The sequence below is a fragment of the Sphingomonas sp. Ant20 genome, from assembly GCF_000783375.1.
GTDB classification, from domain to species: domain Bacteria; phylum Pseudomonadota; class Alphaproteobacteria; order Sphingomonadales; family Sphingomonadaceae; genus Sphingomonas; species Sphingomonas aerolata.
The window spans coordinates 33,401-51,642 of sequence record NZ_JRVI01000023.1 but is presented as its reverse complement, the minus strand read 5'-3'; the positions used below and the strand labels follow the sequence as shown (position 1 = coordinate 51,642).

The window sequence follows — 18,242 nt, the reverse complement described above, 5'->3', positions numbered from 1 at the left end:
GCAGGCAGCGCGCCGCGGACCGCGCCGTTCGCGGCGACCCCGCCCGCGACGACGAGCGCGGTGGGTGTGACCGTCAGACCGTTCAGCGCCCTGGTCGTGCGGTCGATCAGGCAATCGACCACCGCGGCCTGGAACGACGCGGCGATATCCTCCGGCGGATAGTCCCCGACGACCCGCGCGACCGCGCTCTTGAGACCGGCAAAGGAGAAATGCGGTTCGGCCGAACCTTGAGCGGGCGCGGCAGCGGCACGGCCTTTGGATTACCCAGCGCGGCGGCCCGCTCGACCGCGGGGCCTCCCGGGAAGCCGAGGCCGAGGATCTTCGCAGTCTTGTCGAACGCCTCACCGGCCGCATCGTCGATCGTCGTCGCGAGTCGGCGATAGGCGCCGACCCCTTCGACCAGCAACAACTGGCAATGCCGCCCGACACGAGCAGCAGGAGATAGGGGAAGGCGAGATCGGGATCGGACAGCCGCGGCGACAGCGCATGGCCTTCCAGATGGTTGACCGCGATCAACGGCTTGCCCGCGGCGTGCGCGAGCGCCTTGCCGGTGACGAGCCCGACCATGACCCCGCCGATCAGCCCTGGGCCCGCGGTCGCGGCGATCGCATCGACATCGGCCAGCTTGAGCCCCGCATCGGCCAGCGCCGCGACGATCAGCGGCTCGAGCGCCTCGACATGCGCGCGTGCCGCGATCTCCGGCACGACCCCGCCGAACGGCGCATGCGCCGCCTCCTGCCCGAGCAACCGGTGCGCCAGCACCTGTCGATCGGCGGTGACGAGCGCGGCGGCGGTTTCGTCGCAGGAAGATTCGATACCCAGAATGATCATCCCATATCCCTATCGCGCCGGACAAGGCTTGTCCTCACGCTTGTCGAACGCGCCGCGTTTCTGCATGCAGGCGTCATGACTAGTTTTCGGCTCGGCACACGCGGCTCGCCCCTCGCCCTCGCGCAGGCAGGCATGGTGCGCGACGCCTTGTGCGCCGCGCATGGCTGGTCCCCGGGATCGGATCGAGACGGTCGTGATCCGTACCACGGGCGACCGTGTGCAGGATCGCGCGCTCGCCGAGATCGGCGGCAAGGCGCTGTGGACGAAAGAACTCGATCGTGCGCTGCACGACGGTGAGATCGATTGCGCCGTGCATTCGATGAAGGATGTCGAGACGATCCGCCCGCAGACCCTGCAGATCGCCGCGATGCTGCCACGCGCGGACGTGCGCGACCGGCTGATCGGCGCGGAAACGCTTGCCGATTTGCGCCAGGGTGCTGTCGTCGGCACCAGCTCGCCGCGGCGACGCGCGCAGATGCTGCGATCGCGCCCCGATCTCGACATCGTCCTAATCCGCGGGAACGTCGATACGCGGCTCGCGCGGGTCGCGGCCGGCGACATGGACGCGACGCTGCTTGCCGCCGCCGGGCTCGATCGTCTCGGGCGGACGGCGATCGGTCATGCCATCCCGACCGACATCATGCTGCCCGCGCCGGCGCAGGGCGCGGTCGGGATCGAGACCTTGGTCGGCAAGCCGGCCCATGCGATCGTCGCGGCGATCGATCACGCCGATACCAGTCTGTGCGTCCGGACCGAACGCGCGCTGCTCGCGCGGTTGGGGGCGGATTGCCATTCGCCGGTCGCGGCGCTCGCCTCGCTCGCCGGCGAGACGCTGACGCTGCGCGGCGAACTGATCGCCGAGGATGGGTCGTGCGACGTCGCCGGCGCGATCGAAGGCGGGATCGACGAAGATCTCGGTACCGCGCTCGCGCTCGATCTGCTGACCCGCGCCCCCGCCAGCGTCCGGCGCCTGTTCGCCGCATGACCCGCATCGTCGTGCTGCGCCCGGAACCGGGCAATGCCGACACATGCGCCAAGCTTCGCGGACTGGGGCTCGAGCCCCTGGCGATGCCGGTGTTCACGGTCGTGCCCGTCGCCTGGACGCCGCCCGACCTCGGCGGGTTCGATGCCGTTCTGCTGACCAGCGCGAACGCGATTCGCCATGGCGCCCTGCCCGACACACTCAAGGCGCTGCCTGTGATTGCGGTCGGCGACGCCACGGCCGCCGCCGCCCGACGCGCCGGCTTCAGTGTCGCGGTGACCGGCACCAGCAACGTCGATGCCGCGATCGACACAGCGCGGGCGTCCGGGTTCGACCGCCTGTTCCACCCGGCGGGCCGCGATCGCAGACCGACCGGCCCGGGCGTCGTCGCGTGCACCGTCTATGCGAGTGACGCGCTGCGGATCGGCGATAGCGTGTTGCCTCGGCACGAAGACCTGCTCGTGCTGATCCATTCGCCCCGCGCCGCGCATGCGTTCGCTGAGCATGTCGCACAGGCCGGCGTCGACCGGTCGCGCATCACGATCGCGGTGATCAGCCAAGCCGCGGCAGACGCGGCGGGCAGCGGCTGGGCCGCGCTGGTCGTGGCGGAGACTCCCACCGACGATGCGCTTGTCACGATCGCCGCAAAGCGCGCGATTGACCCTGACGCGCGTCGCGGGGATAAGCGCGTCATGAGCGACCACGTGCCGATCGAGCGTCCCCGGGCACGCGGCCCCCGCCTGGGTGTTATCATCATAGTGATCGGACTGGCTTTTATCGCCGGATCGGTGGCGATGGGCTATGCGCTGAAAACGATGCCATGGTTTGGTCAGCGCACCGGTCTGACGGCCGCTGGATCGACCACGGCCGCTGCGGCATCGGGCAACCCCGATTTCACCCCCGCGCAACCGCTCAACGCCAATGGCGAACAGCCGCGGGTCGACACCGCAATGCTGGCAACGCGCGAGGCGACGCTGGCGGGCCAGCTCACCGCGCTCGAGGCCCGGACCGCAGCCGTGTCGAGCGACGCGATGGCAGCCGGTGGTCAGGCGACCCGCGCGGAAGGCCTTATGGTCGCGTTCGCCGCGCGTCGGGCGATCGAGCGCGGTGTCGGGCTGGGCTATATCGAGGAGCAGCTGCGGCTGCGCTTCGGGCGCGCCCAGCCGCGCGCCACGGCCGCGGTGATCCAGGCCGCGCACCAGCCGGTCACGATCGAGGATCTGCGCCAGGGGCTCGATACGATCGCGCCGCAGATCACGAGCACCAACGGGACGACCAATGACAGCTGGCTGCAGACCGTGCGGCGCGAATTCAGCAACCTGATCGTGCTGCGCGAAGAGAGCATGGCCTCGCCCATGCCCGCCGACCGTCTTGCACGGGCGCGTCGACTGCTCGAGGCCGGCCAGGTCGAGGCGGCCCGCGCCGAGGTCGAGCGCCTGCCCGGCGCGACGCAGGCGAGCAACTGGATGGACGCTGCCCGCCGCTACATCGTCGCGCGCAAGGCGCTGGATATCCTCGAGAACACCGCGCTGATGGGCCAGGCGGGCCAGCCCCAGCCCACCCCGATCGTGGTCACCACCCCGGTGCTGCCACCGGTCGCGACATCGACGCAGAGCGAGGCGCCGGTCGCCGTACCCGCCCCCTGACGCCCCGCCCGGGCGACCGGCCGAGGCCTGTCGCCTAGGACTTGTCAGGGCGTCAGAAGGAGTTCCAGTCGTCCTCGTGGCGAACCATCGCCGGGATTGCGGCTGGCGGCAGCGGCTTGACCGGCGACGTATAGCTTTCGGGCTGGCCATAATCCTGTTTCGCAGGTGCGACCGGCGGTCTGCCAGCGCGGGAGTCGCCGGTGCGGAACCGTCGGGCCTGGTCGGCCAGCGTGCCCACCTCGGCGGCTAGGTTGCGCGCTGCCGCCGACGTTTCCTCCACCATCGCGGCATTTTGCTGCGTCGTCTGGTCCATCGTCCCGATCGTCGCGGAAATCTCGGTGATCGCGACCGACTGGGCCTGATTGTCCCGCGCCATGGTGGCGAGCAGGGCGTGAACCTGTGCCACGTCGTCCGATATCGCCGCGAGCGCACCATCGACCTTCGTCACCGCATCGACCGCGGTGACGATGTCGGTCTGCGTCACCGTCAGCTGGTCGCGCGCGCGCTTGGCCTCTTCCTCCGCACGCATCGCGAGCGCGGATACCAGATCGGCCACGACCGCGAATCCGCGACCCGCGTCGCCGGCCCTTCCCGCCTCGACCGCGGCGTTCATCGCCAGGACGCGTGTTTGGAAGGCGATCTTGTCCAGCCCCTCGATCACGCTGTCGATGCCCTTGGCGCTGTCCGATACGCGGCCCATCGCCTGTACCGCCAGATCCGCCACCGTGCGACCGCCCCCGACCGTCGCGATCGCCTGATCGGCGCGTTCGACCGTCTGGCCGGCCGCGGTCACGGAGGCGCGAAGCCGGCCATCCATCTGGGTCACGGACGCGGCAGTCTCCTCAAGCGACGCGGCATTGCTCTCGGTCCGGCGGGCAAGATCCTCCGATGCCTGCGCGATCTCATTGGATCCGGTGCGGATCGCGGTGGCGCTTTCGGACACCGCGCCGATCAGCGTGCGCAACTGGTTGAGCGCGTCGTTATAGCTGTCCTCGAGCGGCGCGAAGCTGGCCGGGAGCCCCGTCAGCGTCGTCGACAGATCCCCGGCGGCAAGCGCGTTCAGCGCCTTGCCCATGGTCGTGATCGCAGCGTTGCGTTCGACCTGGGCTTCCTCGAAATACATCGACAGCGACAATTCCATGTCAAGCAGCGCCGCCTTGACGATCGCGATGCCGGCATCGGTCGCGCTCGGCGTGCGGAGCCCCTTCACCAGCCGCCGCCAAGGGCTGTAGTGGCGGCCGATCCCCGCAAGCAGATTTTCGAGAACGAGCGCATAGGCGCCGACATACCATCGCGGCTCGAGCCCGATCCGCGCGTGAACGGTCCCGATCCGCCGTACGCTGTCATAGAAGCTCGCGTCGAACTGGCCTCGTGCGATGTTCATCCAGTGCTTGGCCTGAGCCGACTTGGCCGAAGTCATGTGGCCGGCATCGCGAAAGAAGGGCGAGGTTTCGGGCTGATTGCGGACCCGGTCGTAGAATTTGTCGAGCGCGCCGCCGATCAGGGATTCGATCAAGGGCCGGACGGCGGCGACGGTCGCCTGCTGATCGGCTCCCATTTCCATGAATGCGAGACGCGACGAAACTTGGTCAACGGACACGGACGGCTCCGAATATAGCGGTAGATGACCAATTTATAGCAACGCGGCGCCGCTATCGGTCAGGTCCGCCTCAACAAATCGTCATCGTCGAGCATACATAGATCAAGCATGCCGTACGTATGGCGTGATGCCATCTGGGAGTTTACCGTGGAGGTTTGGAATCACCCGATCGGCGAAAGCCGCTGCCGTTCAAGGCAGCGACTGGAGCGGGCGAAGGGATTCGAACCCTCGACCCCAACCTTGGCAAGGTTGTGCTCTACCCCTGAGCTACGCCCGCTCTGGCGCCTGTGCCGCCGGTCTGTAACGACACGGTGGCGGGGGTAAGGCGCGCTATTAGCCCGGGGTTTCGGATCCGGCAAGCGCCTTCTTTGCAAAATTTGCAGCGACCATCGCGAAGAATGTCCTTGGCGACTCCCCCAATAGAACATTACAAGAACAATTGTGAACGACTCGACCGCCCTGATCGCCCGCCTCAAGCGGATCGCGACGACCGGCCTGCCATCGCAGCGCGATGGCCGGGCGGTCGAGGCCTGGATGACCGAGGGCATGGCCAAGGCGCAGCTGCACGAGATCTTCGCGTCAGTCGACGATTCGGCAAGCGCCGCGGGTTTCGCGGTCGCGACAACTCTGGCCGCGCGAGCGGTGCCGTTATTGTGGCTGCGCACCGAGGCGAGCGAACGCCAGGGCGGGCGACTCCACGCAAACGGTCTGGTGGAAATGGGTCTCGACGTCTCGTCGCTGGTCCTCGCGCTGGTCGATGACGAGGCCAGCCTGTTGCGCACCGCCGCGGATGCCGCACGATGCCAGGGGCTGGGAACGCTGGTCATCGAATCCTGGGGTCGGGCGGCGAGAATCGATCTGACGGCGACGCGTCGGCTGATGCTGGCCGCCGAAACCTCGGGCGTGACCATACTCAGCCTCAGGATCGATGCGGCCCCCGTGCCCAGCGCCGCTGCGACGCGCTGGCAGGTGACATCGTGCCGGTCGCAACCGCTGGACGCGGACGCCCCGGGCAAGCCGGCCTTCGATATCGAATTGCTGCGTCGACGCGGAGGCCAGGCCGGCCTGCGCTGGCGCGTGGAGTGGAATCGTGACGCGTATGACTTCGAACAAGCCCTCCCCCAACCCGACATTGAAACCAGCATCGATACCGCGCCGCTATCTGGCGCTGGTATTCCCATGGTTGCCGATCGAGCGGCTGCGGACGATGCGCCCCCATCTGTTCGTCGGACGGGCTGAGGCACCGATCGCGTTCGTCGAGTCGGTTGCGGGCGGGGTACGGCTCAAGTCGCTCGACCGCGAAGCGCTTCGCGCCGGGCTCGAACCCGGGCTGACGCTTGCCGATGCGCGGGCACGCGTACCCGGACTCGAAACCTATCAGCATGATCCGCATGCCGATCACGAATGGCTCGAGCGGCTGGCGGACGGATGTCAGCGCTATACCCCGTCGGTCGCGCTCGATGCCCCGGACGGGTTGATCCTCGACATCGCCGGCTGCGTCCATGAATTCGAGGGTGAGCGCCGGCTTGCCGCCGATCTTGAGGAACGGCTGGCCCGCCGCGGCCTGCTGGTGCGACATGCCTTTGGCGACACGCCGGATACCGCGCGGGCGCTCGCGCGGTTCGCAGGGGCGCCTGCCCCCGACGAACGCCGCGCGGTGAAGCGCCTGCCGGTCGCAGCACTCGGCCTCGACGACGATGCGACGACCGCCTTGTCGCGCGCCGGGTTGAAGACGGTGGGCGACGTGATGGCACGCCCGCTCAGCGTGATCGCGGCGCGATTCGGCGAAGACGCCGCGATGATGATCCGCAGGCTCGACGGAACAGTGAAAGGGCCGATCGTGCCGCGGCAGACGATCGCACGGATCGGCGTCGAACGCCGCTTTGCCGAGCCGATCGCGCGCACCGACTATGCGCTCGAGATCCTGTCCGAGCTTGCGACCGAGGCCGGGATCCAGCTCGCCGAACGCCATGAGGGTGGCAGGCGCTGGGAGGCGCGGCTGTTTCGCGCCGATGGGCTAGTCCAGCGGTTGCGGATCGAGACGGGTCAGCCGACCCGCGACGTCGCCGTGCTGATGCGGCTGTTCCGCGAGCGGATCGACAGTCTCGCTGATCCGCTCGACCCCGGCTTCGGCTATGATCTGATCCGCCTCGACATCGCGCTCGCTGAACGGCTGGATGCGACTCAGCTGAAGCTGGAGGGCGGGCAGAAGGGAGACGGTCAGGACCGGGACGGCCAGAACCGGAACGTGGCGCAACTCGTCGACCAGCTCGGCACGCGGCTCGGTCGGGCACGGGTAAGGCGGTTCGCGGCGCGCGACAGCCATATCCCCGAACAGGCCGAACTGATGCTGCCGGCGGCGGACGCCGCCGCGGTCAGTGCGCGCCCGGCACCGTGGGCCGCCCCCGAATCGGGCGAACCGCCGCTGCGCCCGATCTATCTGTTCGATCCGCCGCACCCGATCGAATCGATGATGGCCGAGGTTCCGGACGGTCCGCCGCACCGGTTCCGCTGGCGCCGCACCGTCCACGACGTCGCGCATAGCGAGGGGCCCGAACGGATCGCGGGCGAGTGGTGGCGGCGTCAGGACATTCCGACGCGCGATTACTACCGGGTCGAGGATCGCCGCGGCAGGCGCTTCTGGATCTTCCGGCACGGCCTGTATTCGGAGGTCGAGACACCGCGCTGGTATCTCCACGGCGTCTTCGCATGACCGCGCCGTGACCGCCTTTGCCGATCCCGCCTTTGCCGAACTCGTTGCGGCGACCAATTTCTCGTTCCTCGACGGCGCGAGCGATGCCGGAACCATGGTCGGTCGCGCGGTCGAGCTGGGCCTTGGCGGCATCGGCATCGCCGATCGCAATACCGTCGCCGGCGTGGTCCGCGCGCACCAGGCGCTGAAGAAGGCCAAAGACGGACTGCTGGGGATGATGCTGCCGCCGATCGACTTCCGGCTGATCGTCGGGGCGCGGCTGGTGTTCGAGGACGGGACCCCCGACATCGTCGCCTATCCCTCGACCCGGCGTGGCTGGGGGCGACTGACCCGCTTGCTCACCGTCGGCAACCGACGTGCCGAAAAAGGCGGCTGCATCCTCGGGCTCGGCGACCTGATCGCGCATCATGCCGACATGATGCTCGTGGTGATGCCCGAGAGCAGCTCGCGTGGCGCAACGGCCGTCTCGCCGCTGCCCGACGGTGACACGCTGCCCGACGCCGCGACCGCGACCTGTCGAGCGTCCTCCACGCGGTGAAGCGGCTGGGGGCGGACTGTGTCTGGCTCGGCGTGACGATGCCGCGCGGCGGACGCGATCGGCGGCGGCTGGCACGGCTGGCGCGGCTCGCCGACGCCGCGGGCATACCCGTGCTCGCGACCACCGACGCGCTTTATGCCTATCCCGACGACCGCGACCTGCACGACATCGTCACCTGCATCCGCGAAGGGACCAGCATCCACAAGGCCGGTCGCCTGCTCGCCGCCAATGGCGAACGCCATCTGAAGGACACAGACGAGATGGCGCGGCTGTTCCGCGATCGTCCCGATGCGGTGGGGCAAAGCACCCGCCTGATGGCGCGGATCGCGTTCTCGCTCGACGACCTGCGCTACGAATATCCGCATGAGCCTGTCCCGCCGGGATGGGAGGCGCAGGACTGGCTCGAACATCTCGTCTGGCAGACCGCGCTCGAGCGCTATGACGACCGCGTACCCGACAGGATGCTGGCGCTGCTCCATGAGGAGTTCACGCTGATCCGCGAGAAGAACTATGCCTATTACTTCCTGACCGTCTCCGACATCGTCCGGTTTGCGCGCAGCTGCGACCCGCCAATCCTGTGTCAGGGCCGCGGTTCGGCGGCCAATTCCGTGGTCTGCTATCTGCTCGGCGTCACCTCGGTCGATCCGATGAAATACGACCTGCTCTTCTCGCGCTTCGTGTCCAGCGAACGCGACGAGCCCCCCCGATATCGACGTCGATTTCGAGCACGAACGGCGCGAGGAGGTGATGCAGTATATCTATCGCCGCTATGGTCGCGACCGCGCGGCGATCGCCGCGACGGTCATCCATTATCGCCCCAAGAGCACGGTGCGCGAGGTCGGCAAGGCGCTGGGCCTGACCGAAGACGTGACACAGAAACTGACGAGCACGGTCTGGGGCAGTTTTTCGAGCCGGTTCGACGAACGCCGCTTCACCGAAACCGGGTTCGATCCCGACAATCCGGAGATCGCGCGGCTTCGCGAGATGGTCGACCGGCTGCTCGAATTCCCGCGGCATCTGTCACAGCATGTCGGCGGGTTCGTGCTGACGCAGGGACGGCTCGACGAAATGGTGCCGATCCACAACGGCGCGATGGCCGACCGCACCTTTATCGAATGGGACAAGGACGATATCGACGCGCTGGGGCTGATGAAGGTCGATATCCTTGCGCTCGGCATGCTGACCTGCATCCGCAAGAGCTTCGACCTGATGCGCGAGCATGGCCACGGCGATCACCTGCTCGACACGATCGCCGTCGCCGAGGACGATCGTGTCTATGACATGCTGTGCAGGGGCGACAGCATCGGCGTGTTCCAGGTCGAAAGCCGCGCGCAGATCAACATGCTGCCGCGCCTGCGTCCGCGCAAACTCTATGATCTGGTCGTACAGGTCGCGATCGTCCGCCCCGGACCGATCGAGGGCGACATGGTCCATCCCTATCTCCGCCGCCGCAGCGGCAAGGAGAAGGTCGACTTCCCCTCGCCCCACCCGCGTTTCGGCCCGCCCGACGAACTCCAGCAGCTGCTCCGCTTCACCTATGGCGTGCCGCTGTTCCAGGAACAGGCGATGAAGCTGGCGATCGTCGCGGCCGGGTTCACGCCGGGCGAGGCGAACCAGTTGCGCAAGTCGATGGCGACGTTCCGAAAGGTCGGCGGCATGGATAACTTCCAGGCCAAGCTGATCGGCGGCATGGTTCGCCGTGGCTATGAGGCGGAGTTCGCCGAACGCTGTTTCAAACAGATCGAGGGGTTCGGATCCTACGGCTTTCCCGAAAGCCATGCGCTGTCGTTCGCGCGGCTGGTCTATGTTTCGTCTTGGATCAAATGCTTCCACCCCGCCGTGTTCACCTGCGCGCTGCTCAATTCGCAGCCCATGGGGTTCTACGCCCCGGCACAGCTGGTGCGCGACGCGGTCGAACACGGGGTGACCGTGCTGCCCGTCGACGTGAATGCGAGCCTGTGGGACAATGGCCTCGAAGCCGGTACCACGGCCGGGCAGGAGGCGTTGCGCCTCGGCTTTCGGCAGGTCGACGGGTTCCGCGCGGAATGGGCGCACAATCTCGTCGCGGCGCGCACGCTCGCGCGGTTCACCGGGATCGAGGACCTTGCCCGCCGCGCCGACCTGCCGCAGCGCGCGATGAACCTGCTCGCTGATGCGGATGCGTTCCGCTCGCTCGCCAAGGACCGCCGCGAGGCGCTGTGGGACGTCCGCCGCACCCCGCCCAGGCAGCTCGCGCTGTTCGCCGCCGCCGATGTGCCCGAGCTGGGCGTCGAACCCGATGCGCAGCTTCCCGCGATGCCCTTGTCCGAACAGGTCGCCGCCGATTACCAGACGACCGGCCTGTCGCTGAAGGCGCATCCGATGGCGTTCCTGCGCGATCGCTTCGCCGCCGAGGGGATCCTGTCGAGCGCGCAGGCCTGTGCCACCAGGGACAGCCGGCGCGCCAGGGTCGCGGGCATCGTCCTCGTCCGCCAGCGCCCGGGTAAGGGCAATGCGATCTTCGTGACGATCGAGGACGAGACCGGCGTCACCAACGGGCTGATCTGGGCGCGCGATTTCGAGGCGAACCGCCGCGCGGTGATGGCCTCGCGGCTGATGGTTCTCGAAGGGGTGATCCAGCGCAGCGAGGAGGGTGTCACGCATCTGATCGCATCGCGCGTCCAGGATCGTAGCGCGATGCTCCGGTTCCTGTCCGAGGACCACGCACTCGATGCGCCATTGTGCCGCGCGGATGAAGTGGTCCGCTCCGTCCCGACGCGCAGTCCGGATCCACGGACGTCGCTGTCGCAACCCTCGCGCGCGCAGCATCCCCGCGACGTGCGTGTCCTGCCCAAGTCGCGCGACTTCCATTGAGAGTGTCGGTAAGATGGTGGCAATCACCGCGCCGCCGCCCCAGATAGCGCACAGTTCAATACGGGAGTGTATGTTGGCCACGCTTGGAATGTCGCCTGCCGAGAAGGACGCCGTCGAGGCGTTCCGTCGCGATGTCGTCGAACCGTCGATGACGAAACTCGTGATCATCGACTTCTGGGCGGAATGGTGCGGGCCGTGCAAGGCGCTCGGGCCGACGCTCGAAAAGGTCGCCGCCGATTATGCGGACAAGGGCGTCGTGCTGGCGAAGGTCGATACCGACAAGAACCAGTTCATTGCCGCGCAATTCCAGATCAAGTCGATCCCGACCGTCTATGCGATGTACCAGGGACAGCTGGTCGCCGACATGACCAGCGCACGCACCGATTCACAGCTGCGCGTGATCCTCGATCAGTTGCTCAAGCAGCTGCCGATCGAAGCGGAGGCCAATACCGCCGCCCCCGACATCGAACCACTGATCGCGATGGGTGAGGAGGTCCTTGCCGAGGGAGACGGGGAACGCGCGCTTGGCATCTTCCGCCAGATCGCCGACATGGCGCCCGAGCACCCCGCGGTCCATGCCGGCTTCGTCCGCGCGCTCGTCCTGACCGGGCAGCTTGACGAGGCGTCGGACTGGCTTGCGAACCTGGACCCTGCGATCGCCAAGGATCCGGCGATCCACCGCGCGCAGGCCGCGCTGGCGCTGGCCCAGTCCGCGCCGCCGGTCGCCGACCTGTCGCCACTGATCGCCGCGGTCGAGGCAGCACCAGACGACTTGGCCGCACGCTTCGCGCTCGCCAACGGCCAGATGGCGGCGAACGACCGCGATGCCGCGGCAGACAGCTTCCTCGCCATCATCGCCGCGGATCGCGACTGGAACGAGAGCGCCGCGCGGACGCAGCTGCTGAAATTGTTCGAGGTGGTGGGCCTCGAGGATCCCTGGGTCTCTGGACAGCGGCGGCGCCTGTCTGCGATCCTGTTCGGATGACGACCCGGCTCTCCATCTTCCCCCTGCCCGGCGCGCTGCTGTTCCCGGGCATGCAGTTGCCGCTGCACCTGTTCGAGCCGCGCTATCGGGCAATGATCAGCGACGCGATGGCGCGCGACCGGCGGATCGGCATGATCCAGCCGCGCGGTGATGATGGAGAGCTCTACGCACTGGGCTGCGTCGGCAAGATCGCCGAGGTCGAGGCGCTCGAGGACGGACGGTACAATGTCGTCCTCGAGGGCGTCGCGATGTTCCGCATCGTCCGCGAACTTGATGTCACCACACCCTTCCGCCAGGTCGAGGCCGAACTGCTGCCGGTGATCGAGGACGACACGCTGTCGCTCGGCCGGCGCTCGTCGCTCGAACTCGAATCGCGTCGCTTTGCCGACGTGCAGGGCTATGCGGTCGACTGGGACGCGGTCGCGCGGCTCGACGACGAGAGTCTGGTCAACGGCATCGCGCAGATCGCCCCGTTCGATTCCGCCGCCAAGCAGGCGCTGCTCGAGGCCCCCGACATCGAAACGCGCGCCGAGCTGATCATCCAGCTGATGCAGTTTTTCGGGCGACACGACGGCGACGAACAGGTGACGCTGCAATGAGCGGGCTCGATCCCTGGCTGCTCGAACGCCTCGTCTGTCCGGTGTCGCGCACGCCCCTGCGCTACGACGAAGCCGCGCAGGAGCTGATCTCCGATGCCGCCGGGCTCGCCTATCCGGTCCGCGACGGCGTGCCGGTGATGCTGGTCGAAGAGGCGCGGCCAATCGATGGTGCTGCAACCGCCTGATGGCGAAACCAGACCGCCGCCTCGTCATCCTGGGGGCGGCCTGGAGCGTCGGGCTCGCGGCATCGGGATGGTCGCCCTTTGATCGCGCCACCTGGTGGATGGAGGTGGCGCCCGTCCTGATCGCCTTTCCGATCCTGGTGGCGCTGCGTCACCGGTTCGCCTTCACCCCTCTGGCGCTGTCCCTGATCGCGTTTCATGGCTTCGTGCTGATGCTGGGTGGCGCCTATAGCTATGCCCGCGTCCCGGCCGGTTTCATGGTGCAGGACTGGCTGCATCTCGCGCGCAATCCCTATGACCGGTTCGGTCACCTGATCCAGGGATTCGTCCCCGCGATCGTGCTGCGCGAACTGTTGATCCGGGGTCGGCATATCGCCTCGCCACGGCTGCTGACCATCACCGTCCTCGCCTATTGCCTCGCCATCAGCGCGCTGTACGAACTGATCGAATTCGGTGCGGCGGTTTCGCTCGGCGAGGGCGCAGACGCGTTTCTCGGGACGCAGGGCGACCCCTGGGATACGCAGTGGGACATGCTGATGTGCCTGGTCGGCGCCGCGCTCGCCGTCATGCTGCTGTCCCGCCCGCACGATCGCCAGATCGCGCGGACGGGCGATGGTCAGATCGTCAGACCCTGAAGCAGCTTGGGCAGGTCGCCGCTCTCACCCCGCGCCTCTGCCATGAAGCGATCCTTGAGCGGCGGTAGCGCGTTGACCGCGCTGATGCCGAAGCGGCGCACCGCACTCGCGGTCTTGCCGGGCATGCCGAACAGCCGGGTCAGCGTGTCGGTCGCGGCCGCGGTCATGAACGTGTCGAGCCCGCGCCAGCGCTGATAGCGCGCGAGCAGCGCCGCATCGCCGAGGTCGAGGCCGAGGCGTTTGCCCTCGACCAGGACTTCGGCCAGCGTCGCCACGTCGCGAAAGCCGAGATTGAGCCCTTGTCCAGCGATCGGGTGGATGCCGTGCGCCGCATCGCCGACCAGCGCGAGCCGCGTGTCGGTAATGCGCGCCGCGTGCTGAAAGCCGAGCGGATAGGAGGAGCGCGGCGTCAGCTTCGACAGCTCGCCGAGAAAGCCGCCCATGCGCTTGCTCGCCTCGGCGAGGAACGCGCGGTCACCCATCTTGAGCATCCCTGCGGCGTTTTTTCGTGTCGACCGTCCACACGATAGCGGAGCGATGCCCCTCCGCATCGTCGGGCAGCGGCAGCAGCGCAAACGGGCCGCTGGCGTAGAAGATCTCGTAGGCGACATCCTCATGCGAGCGTTCGTGATGAAAGGCGGCGATGATCGCGGTGTGATCATAGGACCAGTGCGCCATCGTGATCCCGGCCGCCTCGCGCGTCGGCGACTTGCGCCCCTCGGCGACAACGACCAGCGGCGCGCGGACCACCGCGCCCGAATCGAGCGTCGCGGTCACCCCCGCGGCGCTGCGGTCGAGATCGGTCGCGCGCGTCATCATCCGCAGGTCGACATGCGCCGCCGCGCTCGCGGCATCGAACAGCGTGTGACGGAGCAGCTTGTTCTCGTACATCGTGCCCAGCGCGCCGTCGTCCGCGGCGGGGACGAAATCGAGCTTGCCCGGTTCCAGCCCGTCGCTGACGCGAATCTGGCGGATCGCGCAGCCCTGCCCCGCCAGCGTCGCGCCGACGCCGATCGCATCGAGCATCCGGTGGCTCGCGCTCGCGACGGCCGAAGCCCGGCCATCGAAGCCCGGCGCCAGCGTGACCGCGGGGTCCGCCGGATCGATCACGATCGTCGAGATGCCGTGCACGTCGAGCGCCACGGCGAGCGTCGCACCGACCAGCCCGCCACCGAGGATGAGTACATCTGTGTCCATGATGCCGCTCTATCCCGCCCGCCCGCCGCTGCCAACGTCGATCCGGGGTCGCTTTAACCCGTGTTGTCGCGTGCTCGCCTTGCGTCGGACCCGCCCGGCGCGATGAAAAGTCGGATTTTCGCACATTGAAGGATTTGAGGTCATGGCCAGCCGCGCGCAGCCAGCCTTATGGCGTGAGACGGTAAAGGCGGGGGCGGTGCGCAGCGGCGCGCTGATCGCCGCGATCGCGCTGTTCGTCGCGACGTTGCTGATGGCGCTGGCGCTGGCCAGCTATCATGCCAGCGATCCGGCGCTGAACACCGCGTCGGGCGGCTATCCGGCCAACCTGATCGGCCCGCCGGGCGCGTGGTTCGCCGATATCGCGCTGTCGCTGTTCGGCCCCGCCGTCGCGCTGCTGCTGCCGGTCGGGCCGATCCTTGCGATGCGGCTGTGGCGCGACCTGCCGGTCGGACGCTGGGCGCGGATGCTGCGCGGTGCGACTCTCGGCGTTGCGCTGATGGCCAGCGCGCTCGCCTTCGTGTCCGACGCGTCGGTGCTCGCACTTCCCGCAGGCTGGGGTGGCATCATCGGCCTGTCGGTCGCCAATGCGGTGCATTGGGGTCTTGGTTTCCTGGGCCAGCCGGTCGCCGAACTCTGGTCGCGCGCGCCGTCGGGCTCGTCGCCGCGATCGCGGGGGCGATCGTCTGGGGCAAGAGCATCGAGATCGATCTGGGCGAGCGCAAGTGGCGCTTCCGGCGCAACCGGATCCCGGCGCTCGGCTATGATGACGGGGCCGACGGCTATGTCGGTGGGCCTGACGACGAGGACGAGCCGCTGACGCTGACGCGCAAGCCCGTCGAGCCGCGCGCGATCGCCGAACCCGATCCACGCCCCGCGCCCGTCATCGCCGACCGCCAGAACGCGCCGTCGCAGGCGAAACCCAAGGAACGCCAGCTCGACCTGCGCGACAATTACACGCTGCCGAGCGTCGACCTGCTGACGCCGTCGCCGCCGAGCCAGGGCAATGTCGTCGACAAGGCCGGGCTCGAACGCAACGCGCGGCTGCTGGAGAACGTGCTCGACGATTTCCACGTCAAGGGATCGATCATCGAGGTGCGGCCGGGGCCGGTCGTGACGATGTACGAGCTCGAACCCGCGCCCGGCATCAAGGCGAGCCGCGTGATCGCGCTGGCCGACGACATCGCGCGCAACATGTCGGCGATCTCCGCACGCGTCGCGGTGATCCCGGGACGCAATGTGATCGGCATCGAACTGCCCAATGCGCGGCGCGAGGCGGTCTCGCTCCACGAGCTCGTCGGCAGCCAGACGTTCGAGGATCAGGCCGCGCAGCTGCCGATCATCCTGGGCAAGAACATCGCGGGCGATTCGGTGATCGCCGATCTCGCGCCGATGCCGCATCTGCTGGTCGCCGGGACGACAGGCTCGGGCAAGTCGGTCGGGCTCAACAGCATGATCCTGTCGCTGCTGTACAAGCTGACGCCGAACCAGTGCCGGATGATCATGATCGATCCGAAGATGCTCGAACTGAGCATGTATGACGACATCCCGCATCTGCTGTCGCCGGTCGTGACCGATCCCGCCAAGGCGGTGCGCGCGCTGAAATGGGCGGTTGAGACGATGGAGGATCGCTATCGCCAGATGTCCTCCGTCGGCGTGCGCAGCCTCGCGGGCTTCAACGACAAGGTGCGCGGTGCCAAGGCCAAGGGGCAACCCCTGGGTCGGAAGGTGCAGACCGGCTATCACCCCGACACCGGCGCGCCGATGTACGAGGAGGAGAAGCTCGAATATGACGTGTTGCCGCAGATCGTGGTGATCGTCGACGAGCTGGCCGATCTGATGATGACCGCGGGCAAGGAGGTCGAATTCCTCATCCAGCGATTGGCGCAGAAGGCGCGCGCGGCGGGCATCCACCTGATCATGGCGACGCAGCGGCCGTCGGTCGACGTGATCACCGGCGTCATCAAGGCAAACCTGCCGACGCGCATCAGCTTCCATGTCACGTCGAAGATCGATTCGCGCACCATTCTCGGCGAACAGGGCGCCGAACAGCTGCTGGGCAAGGGCGACATGCTCTACATGCCCGGCGGCAAGGGCATCGTCCGCGTCCACGGGCCGTTCGTCAGCGATGACGAGGTCCGGCTGGTGGCGGATCACTGGCGGTCGCAGGGCCTGCCCGATTACATCTCGTCGGTAACCGAGGAGCCCGAGGACGGCTTCACGCTCGAAGGCTCCCCGACCGGCGAGGATTCGGCGGAGGACCAGCAATATCGCAACGCCATCCAGCTGGTCTGCGAATCGCAAAAGGCGTCGACCTCGTGGCTGCAGCGGCAGTTGCGGATCGGCTACAACTCGGCCGCCCGGTTGATCGAGCGGATGGAAAAGGACGGCATCGTCGGCCGGCCCGATCATGTCGGACGCCGCGAGGTCCTGCGCGATACCGAAGGGCATGCGATCTGAAGGGTTGAGGGGGGGCGTCCAGCACACCCCTGCCCGTCATCCCAGCGAAGGCTGCGATCCAGAGCCCCAAGACCCGGCCTATGCGGCGCTGGATCCCGGGTCAGGCCCAGGATGACGGAGGCTCTGGCGGCGATGACCCGATCCTCACGCATCCCAGTTCACAACCCGTTCAACCGGGCCCGGCATTGCCCGGCGTCCAAGGAGATTTCGATGTTCAACACCCGCCCCGCGGTGATCGCGACGATCGCCGCCCTCTCGGTCGCCGCCGTGCCGTCGCCGATCGCCGCACAGGCGACCGGCGACCTCGCCGCCGTCCAGAAGCACCTGCAATCGGTCACGACGATGACCGCCGACTTTTCGCAGGCGGATCGCAACGGCAAGGTGCTGACCGGCGTGCTGACGCTCAAGAAGCCGGGCAAGCTGCGGTTTCAATATGAGAAGGGCGTGCCGATCCTGATCGTCGCCGAGGGCGGCGCACTGACCTTCATCGACTATTCGGTGAAGCAGGTGCAGCGCTGGCCGATCAAGAATTCGCCGCTCGGCGTGCTGCTCGACCCCAGTCGCGACATCACGCGCTATGCCAAGCTGGTCCCCGGCTATGACAACCGCGTCGTCTCGGTCGAGGCGAACGACCCCAAGCATCCTGAATATGGCCGCATCACTTTGGTGTTCGCACGCGATGCCGCCGCCCCCGGCGGGCTGATGCTGCAGGGCTGGGTCGCACTCGACAGCCAGAACAACCGGACCACCATCCGCCTGTCCAAGCAGAAGTTCGGCGGACCGGTCAGCGACAACACCTTCCGGTGGAACGACCCGCGCCGGACCCGGTAAGTCTGGTCACCTCCTGAAAATGAACGGCATTGTCGTTTCATTCATCCCGGCGACAGGTTCCTGGCGCTAGGGGCTGAGTCGCGGATGTGGGGCATTCGGGATTTTTCCCCCTGTTGCCCGGATGGTGTCCCCATTGTCTGCCTGCGTGACGAACGCTGAGTCGGCCCTCGCTCCACGCCCCCGGAGCGGGGGT

General features: G+C 67.8%; 9 protein-coding genes, 1 tRNA gene and 5 pseudogenes. 11 read left to right on the top strand and 4 right to left on the bottom strand.

Translation table 11 applies throughout. The annotated features are described in order from the left end of the window. Positions 1-831 (bottom strand): annotated as a pseudogene (tsaD, locus tag NI18_RS05335) (tRNA (adenosine(37)-N6)-threonylcarbamoyltransferase complex transferase subunit TsaD); the annotation flags it as partial. A 75-nt stretch (positions 832-906) separates the two neighbouring features. Between tsaD and hemC the strand changes: the two are divergent. Both hemC and NI18_RS22070 read left to right on the top strand, forming a co-directional pair. Next, positions 907-1,816 (top strand): annotated as a pseudogene (gene hemC, locus NI18_RS05330) (hydroxymethylbilane synthase). Further along, entirely contained in the window at positions 1,813-3,459 is a 1,647-nt protein-coding gene (locus tag NI18_RS22070) for a uroporphyrinogen-III synthase (protein ID WP_052148996.1), read from the top strand. Before hemC ends, NI18_RS22070 begins: the two are co-directional and overlap by 4 nt. A 52-nt stretch (positions 3,460-3,511) precedes the next feature. On the opposite strand, the gene NI18_RS05320 is transcribed toward NI18_RS22070, so the two are convergent. Both NI18_RS05320 and NI18_RS05315 read right to left on the bottom strand, forming a co-directional pair. Beyond that, entirely contained in the window at positions 3,512-5,059 is a 1,548-nt protein-coding gene (locus tag NI18_RS05320) for a globin-coupled sensor protein (RefSeq protein WP_031440881.1), read from the bottom strand. 202 nt (positions 5,060-5,261) lie between these two features. Beyond that, positions 5,262-5,336: transfer RNA gene (locus tag NI18_RS05315), tRNA-Gly, on the bottom strand. Between the two features lie 164 nt (positions 5,337-5,500). Here NI18_RS05315 and NI18_RS26525 point away from each other — a divergent pair. The 7 genes and pseudogenes from NI18_RS26525 (at position 5,501) to NI18_RS05280 (ending at position 13,564) form a co-directional block, all read left to right on the top strand. Continuing rightward, complete coding sequence (locus NI18_RS26525; protein WP_037528597.1) at positions 5,501-6,298, top strand: hypothetical protein; 798 nt, start codon at positions 5,501-5,503, stop codon at positions 6,296-6,298. Next, positions 6,267-7,772 (top strand): DNA polymerase Y family protein, encoded by a 1,506-nt coding sequence (locus tag NI18_RS05305; RefSeq protein WP_249403256.1) that lies wholly within the window; start codon positions 6,267-6,269, stop codon positions 7,770-7,772. Before NI18_RS26525 ends, NI18_RS05305 begins: the two co-directional genes overlap by 32 nt. A gap of 94 nt (positions 7,773-7,866) precedes the next feature. Further along, a pseudogene (locus tag NI18_RS05300) lies at positions 7,867-11,163 on the top strand (error-prone DNA polymerase). 88 nt (positions 11,164-11,251) lie between these two features. Then, positions 11,252-12,148, top strand: coding sequence for a tetratricopeptide repeat protein (locus NI18_RS05295; protein WP_037528595.1), 897 nt, complete (start codon positions 11,252-11,254; stop codon positions 12,146-12,148). Continuing rightward, the gene (locus NI18_RS05290) at positions 12,145-12,747 is read left to right on the top strand and encodes an LON peptidase substrate-binding domain-containing protein (protein WP_031395355.1); all 603 of its coding nucleotides are present in this window, start codon (positions 12,145-12,147) and stop codon (positions 12,745-12,747) included. Before NI18_RS05295 ends, NI18_RS05290 begins: the two co-directional genes overlap by 4 nt. After that, a complete protein-coding gene (locus NI18_RS05285) occupies positions 12,744-12,932 on the top strand; it encodes a Trm112 family protein (protein ID WP_031440886.1) in 189 nt (62 codons plus the stop codon). The genes NI18_RS05290 and NI18_RS05285 overlap by 4 nt, the downstream gene beginning before the upstream one ends. Then, the gene (locus NI18_RS05280) at positions 12,932-13,564 is read left to right on the top strand and encodes a DUF2238 domain-containing protein (protein ID WP_037528593.1); all 633 of its coding nucleotides are present in this window, start codon (positions 12,932-12,934) and stop codon (positions 13,562-13,564) included. Before NI18_RS05285 ends, NI18_RS05280 begins: the two co-directional genes overlap by 1 nt. Here NI18_RS05280 and NI18_RS05275 read toward each other — a convergent pair. Further along, positions 13,546-14,761: pseudogene (locus NI18_RS05275) on the bottom strand (UbiH/UbiF/VisC/COQ6 family ubiquinone biosynthesis hydroxylase). The gene NI18_RS05280 and the pseudogene NI18_RS05275 sit on opposite strands and share 19 nt — an antisense overlap. Before the next feature lie 142 nt (positions 14,762-14,903). Between NI18_RS05275 and NI18_RS22065 the strand changes: the two are divergent. Together NI18_RS22065 and NI18_RS05260 are read left to right on the top strand one after the other, a co-directional pair. Further along, positions 14,904-17,218, top strand: a pseudogene (locus NI18_RS22065) (DNA translocase FtsK 4TM domain-containing protein). 210 nt (positions 17,219-17,428) lie between these two features. Beyond that, a complete protein-coding gene (locus NI18_RS05260; protein ID WP_031395416.1) occupies positions 17,429-18,049 on the top strand; it encodes an outer membrane lipoprotein carrier protein LolA in 621 nt (206 codons plus the stop codon). Positions 18,050-18,242: the final 193 nt, after the last annotated feature.

What these genes read in the sequence shown, in the direction of transcription:
- NI18_RS05280 (WP_037528593.1), top strand. Translation starts at nt 12,932, where the DNA reads ATGGCGAAACCAGACCGCCGCCTCGTCATCCTGGGGGCGGCCTGGAGC.
- NI18_RS05295 (WP_037528595.1), top strand. Translation starts at nt 11,252, where the DNA reads ATGTCGCCTGCCGAGAAGGACGCCGTCGAGGCGTTCCGTCGCGATGTC.
- NI18_RS22070 (WP_052148996.1), top strand. Translation starts at nt 1,813, where the DNA reads ATGACCCGCATCGTCGTGCTGCGCCCGGAACCGGGCAATGCCGACACA.
- NI18_RS05260 (WP_031395416.1), top strand. Translation starts at nt 17,429, where the DNA reads ATGTTCAACACCCGCCCCGCGGTGATCGCGACGATCGCCGCCCTCTCG.
- NI18_RS05290 (WP_031395355.1), top strand. Translation starts at nt 12,145, where the DNA reads ATGACGACCCGGCTCTCCATCTTCCCCCTGCCCGGCGCGCTGCTGTTC.
- NI18_RS05305 (WP_249403256.1), top strand. Translation starts at nt 6,267, where the DNA reads ATGCGCCCCCATCTGTTCGTCGGACGGGCTGAGGCACCGATCGCGTTC.
- NI18_RS05285 (WP_031440886.1), top strand. Translation starts at nt 12,744, where the DNA reads ATGAGCGGGCTCGATCCCTGGCTGCTCGAACGCCTCGTCTGTCCGGTG.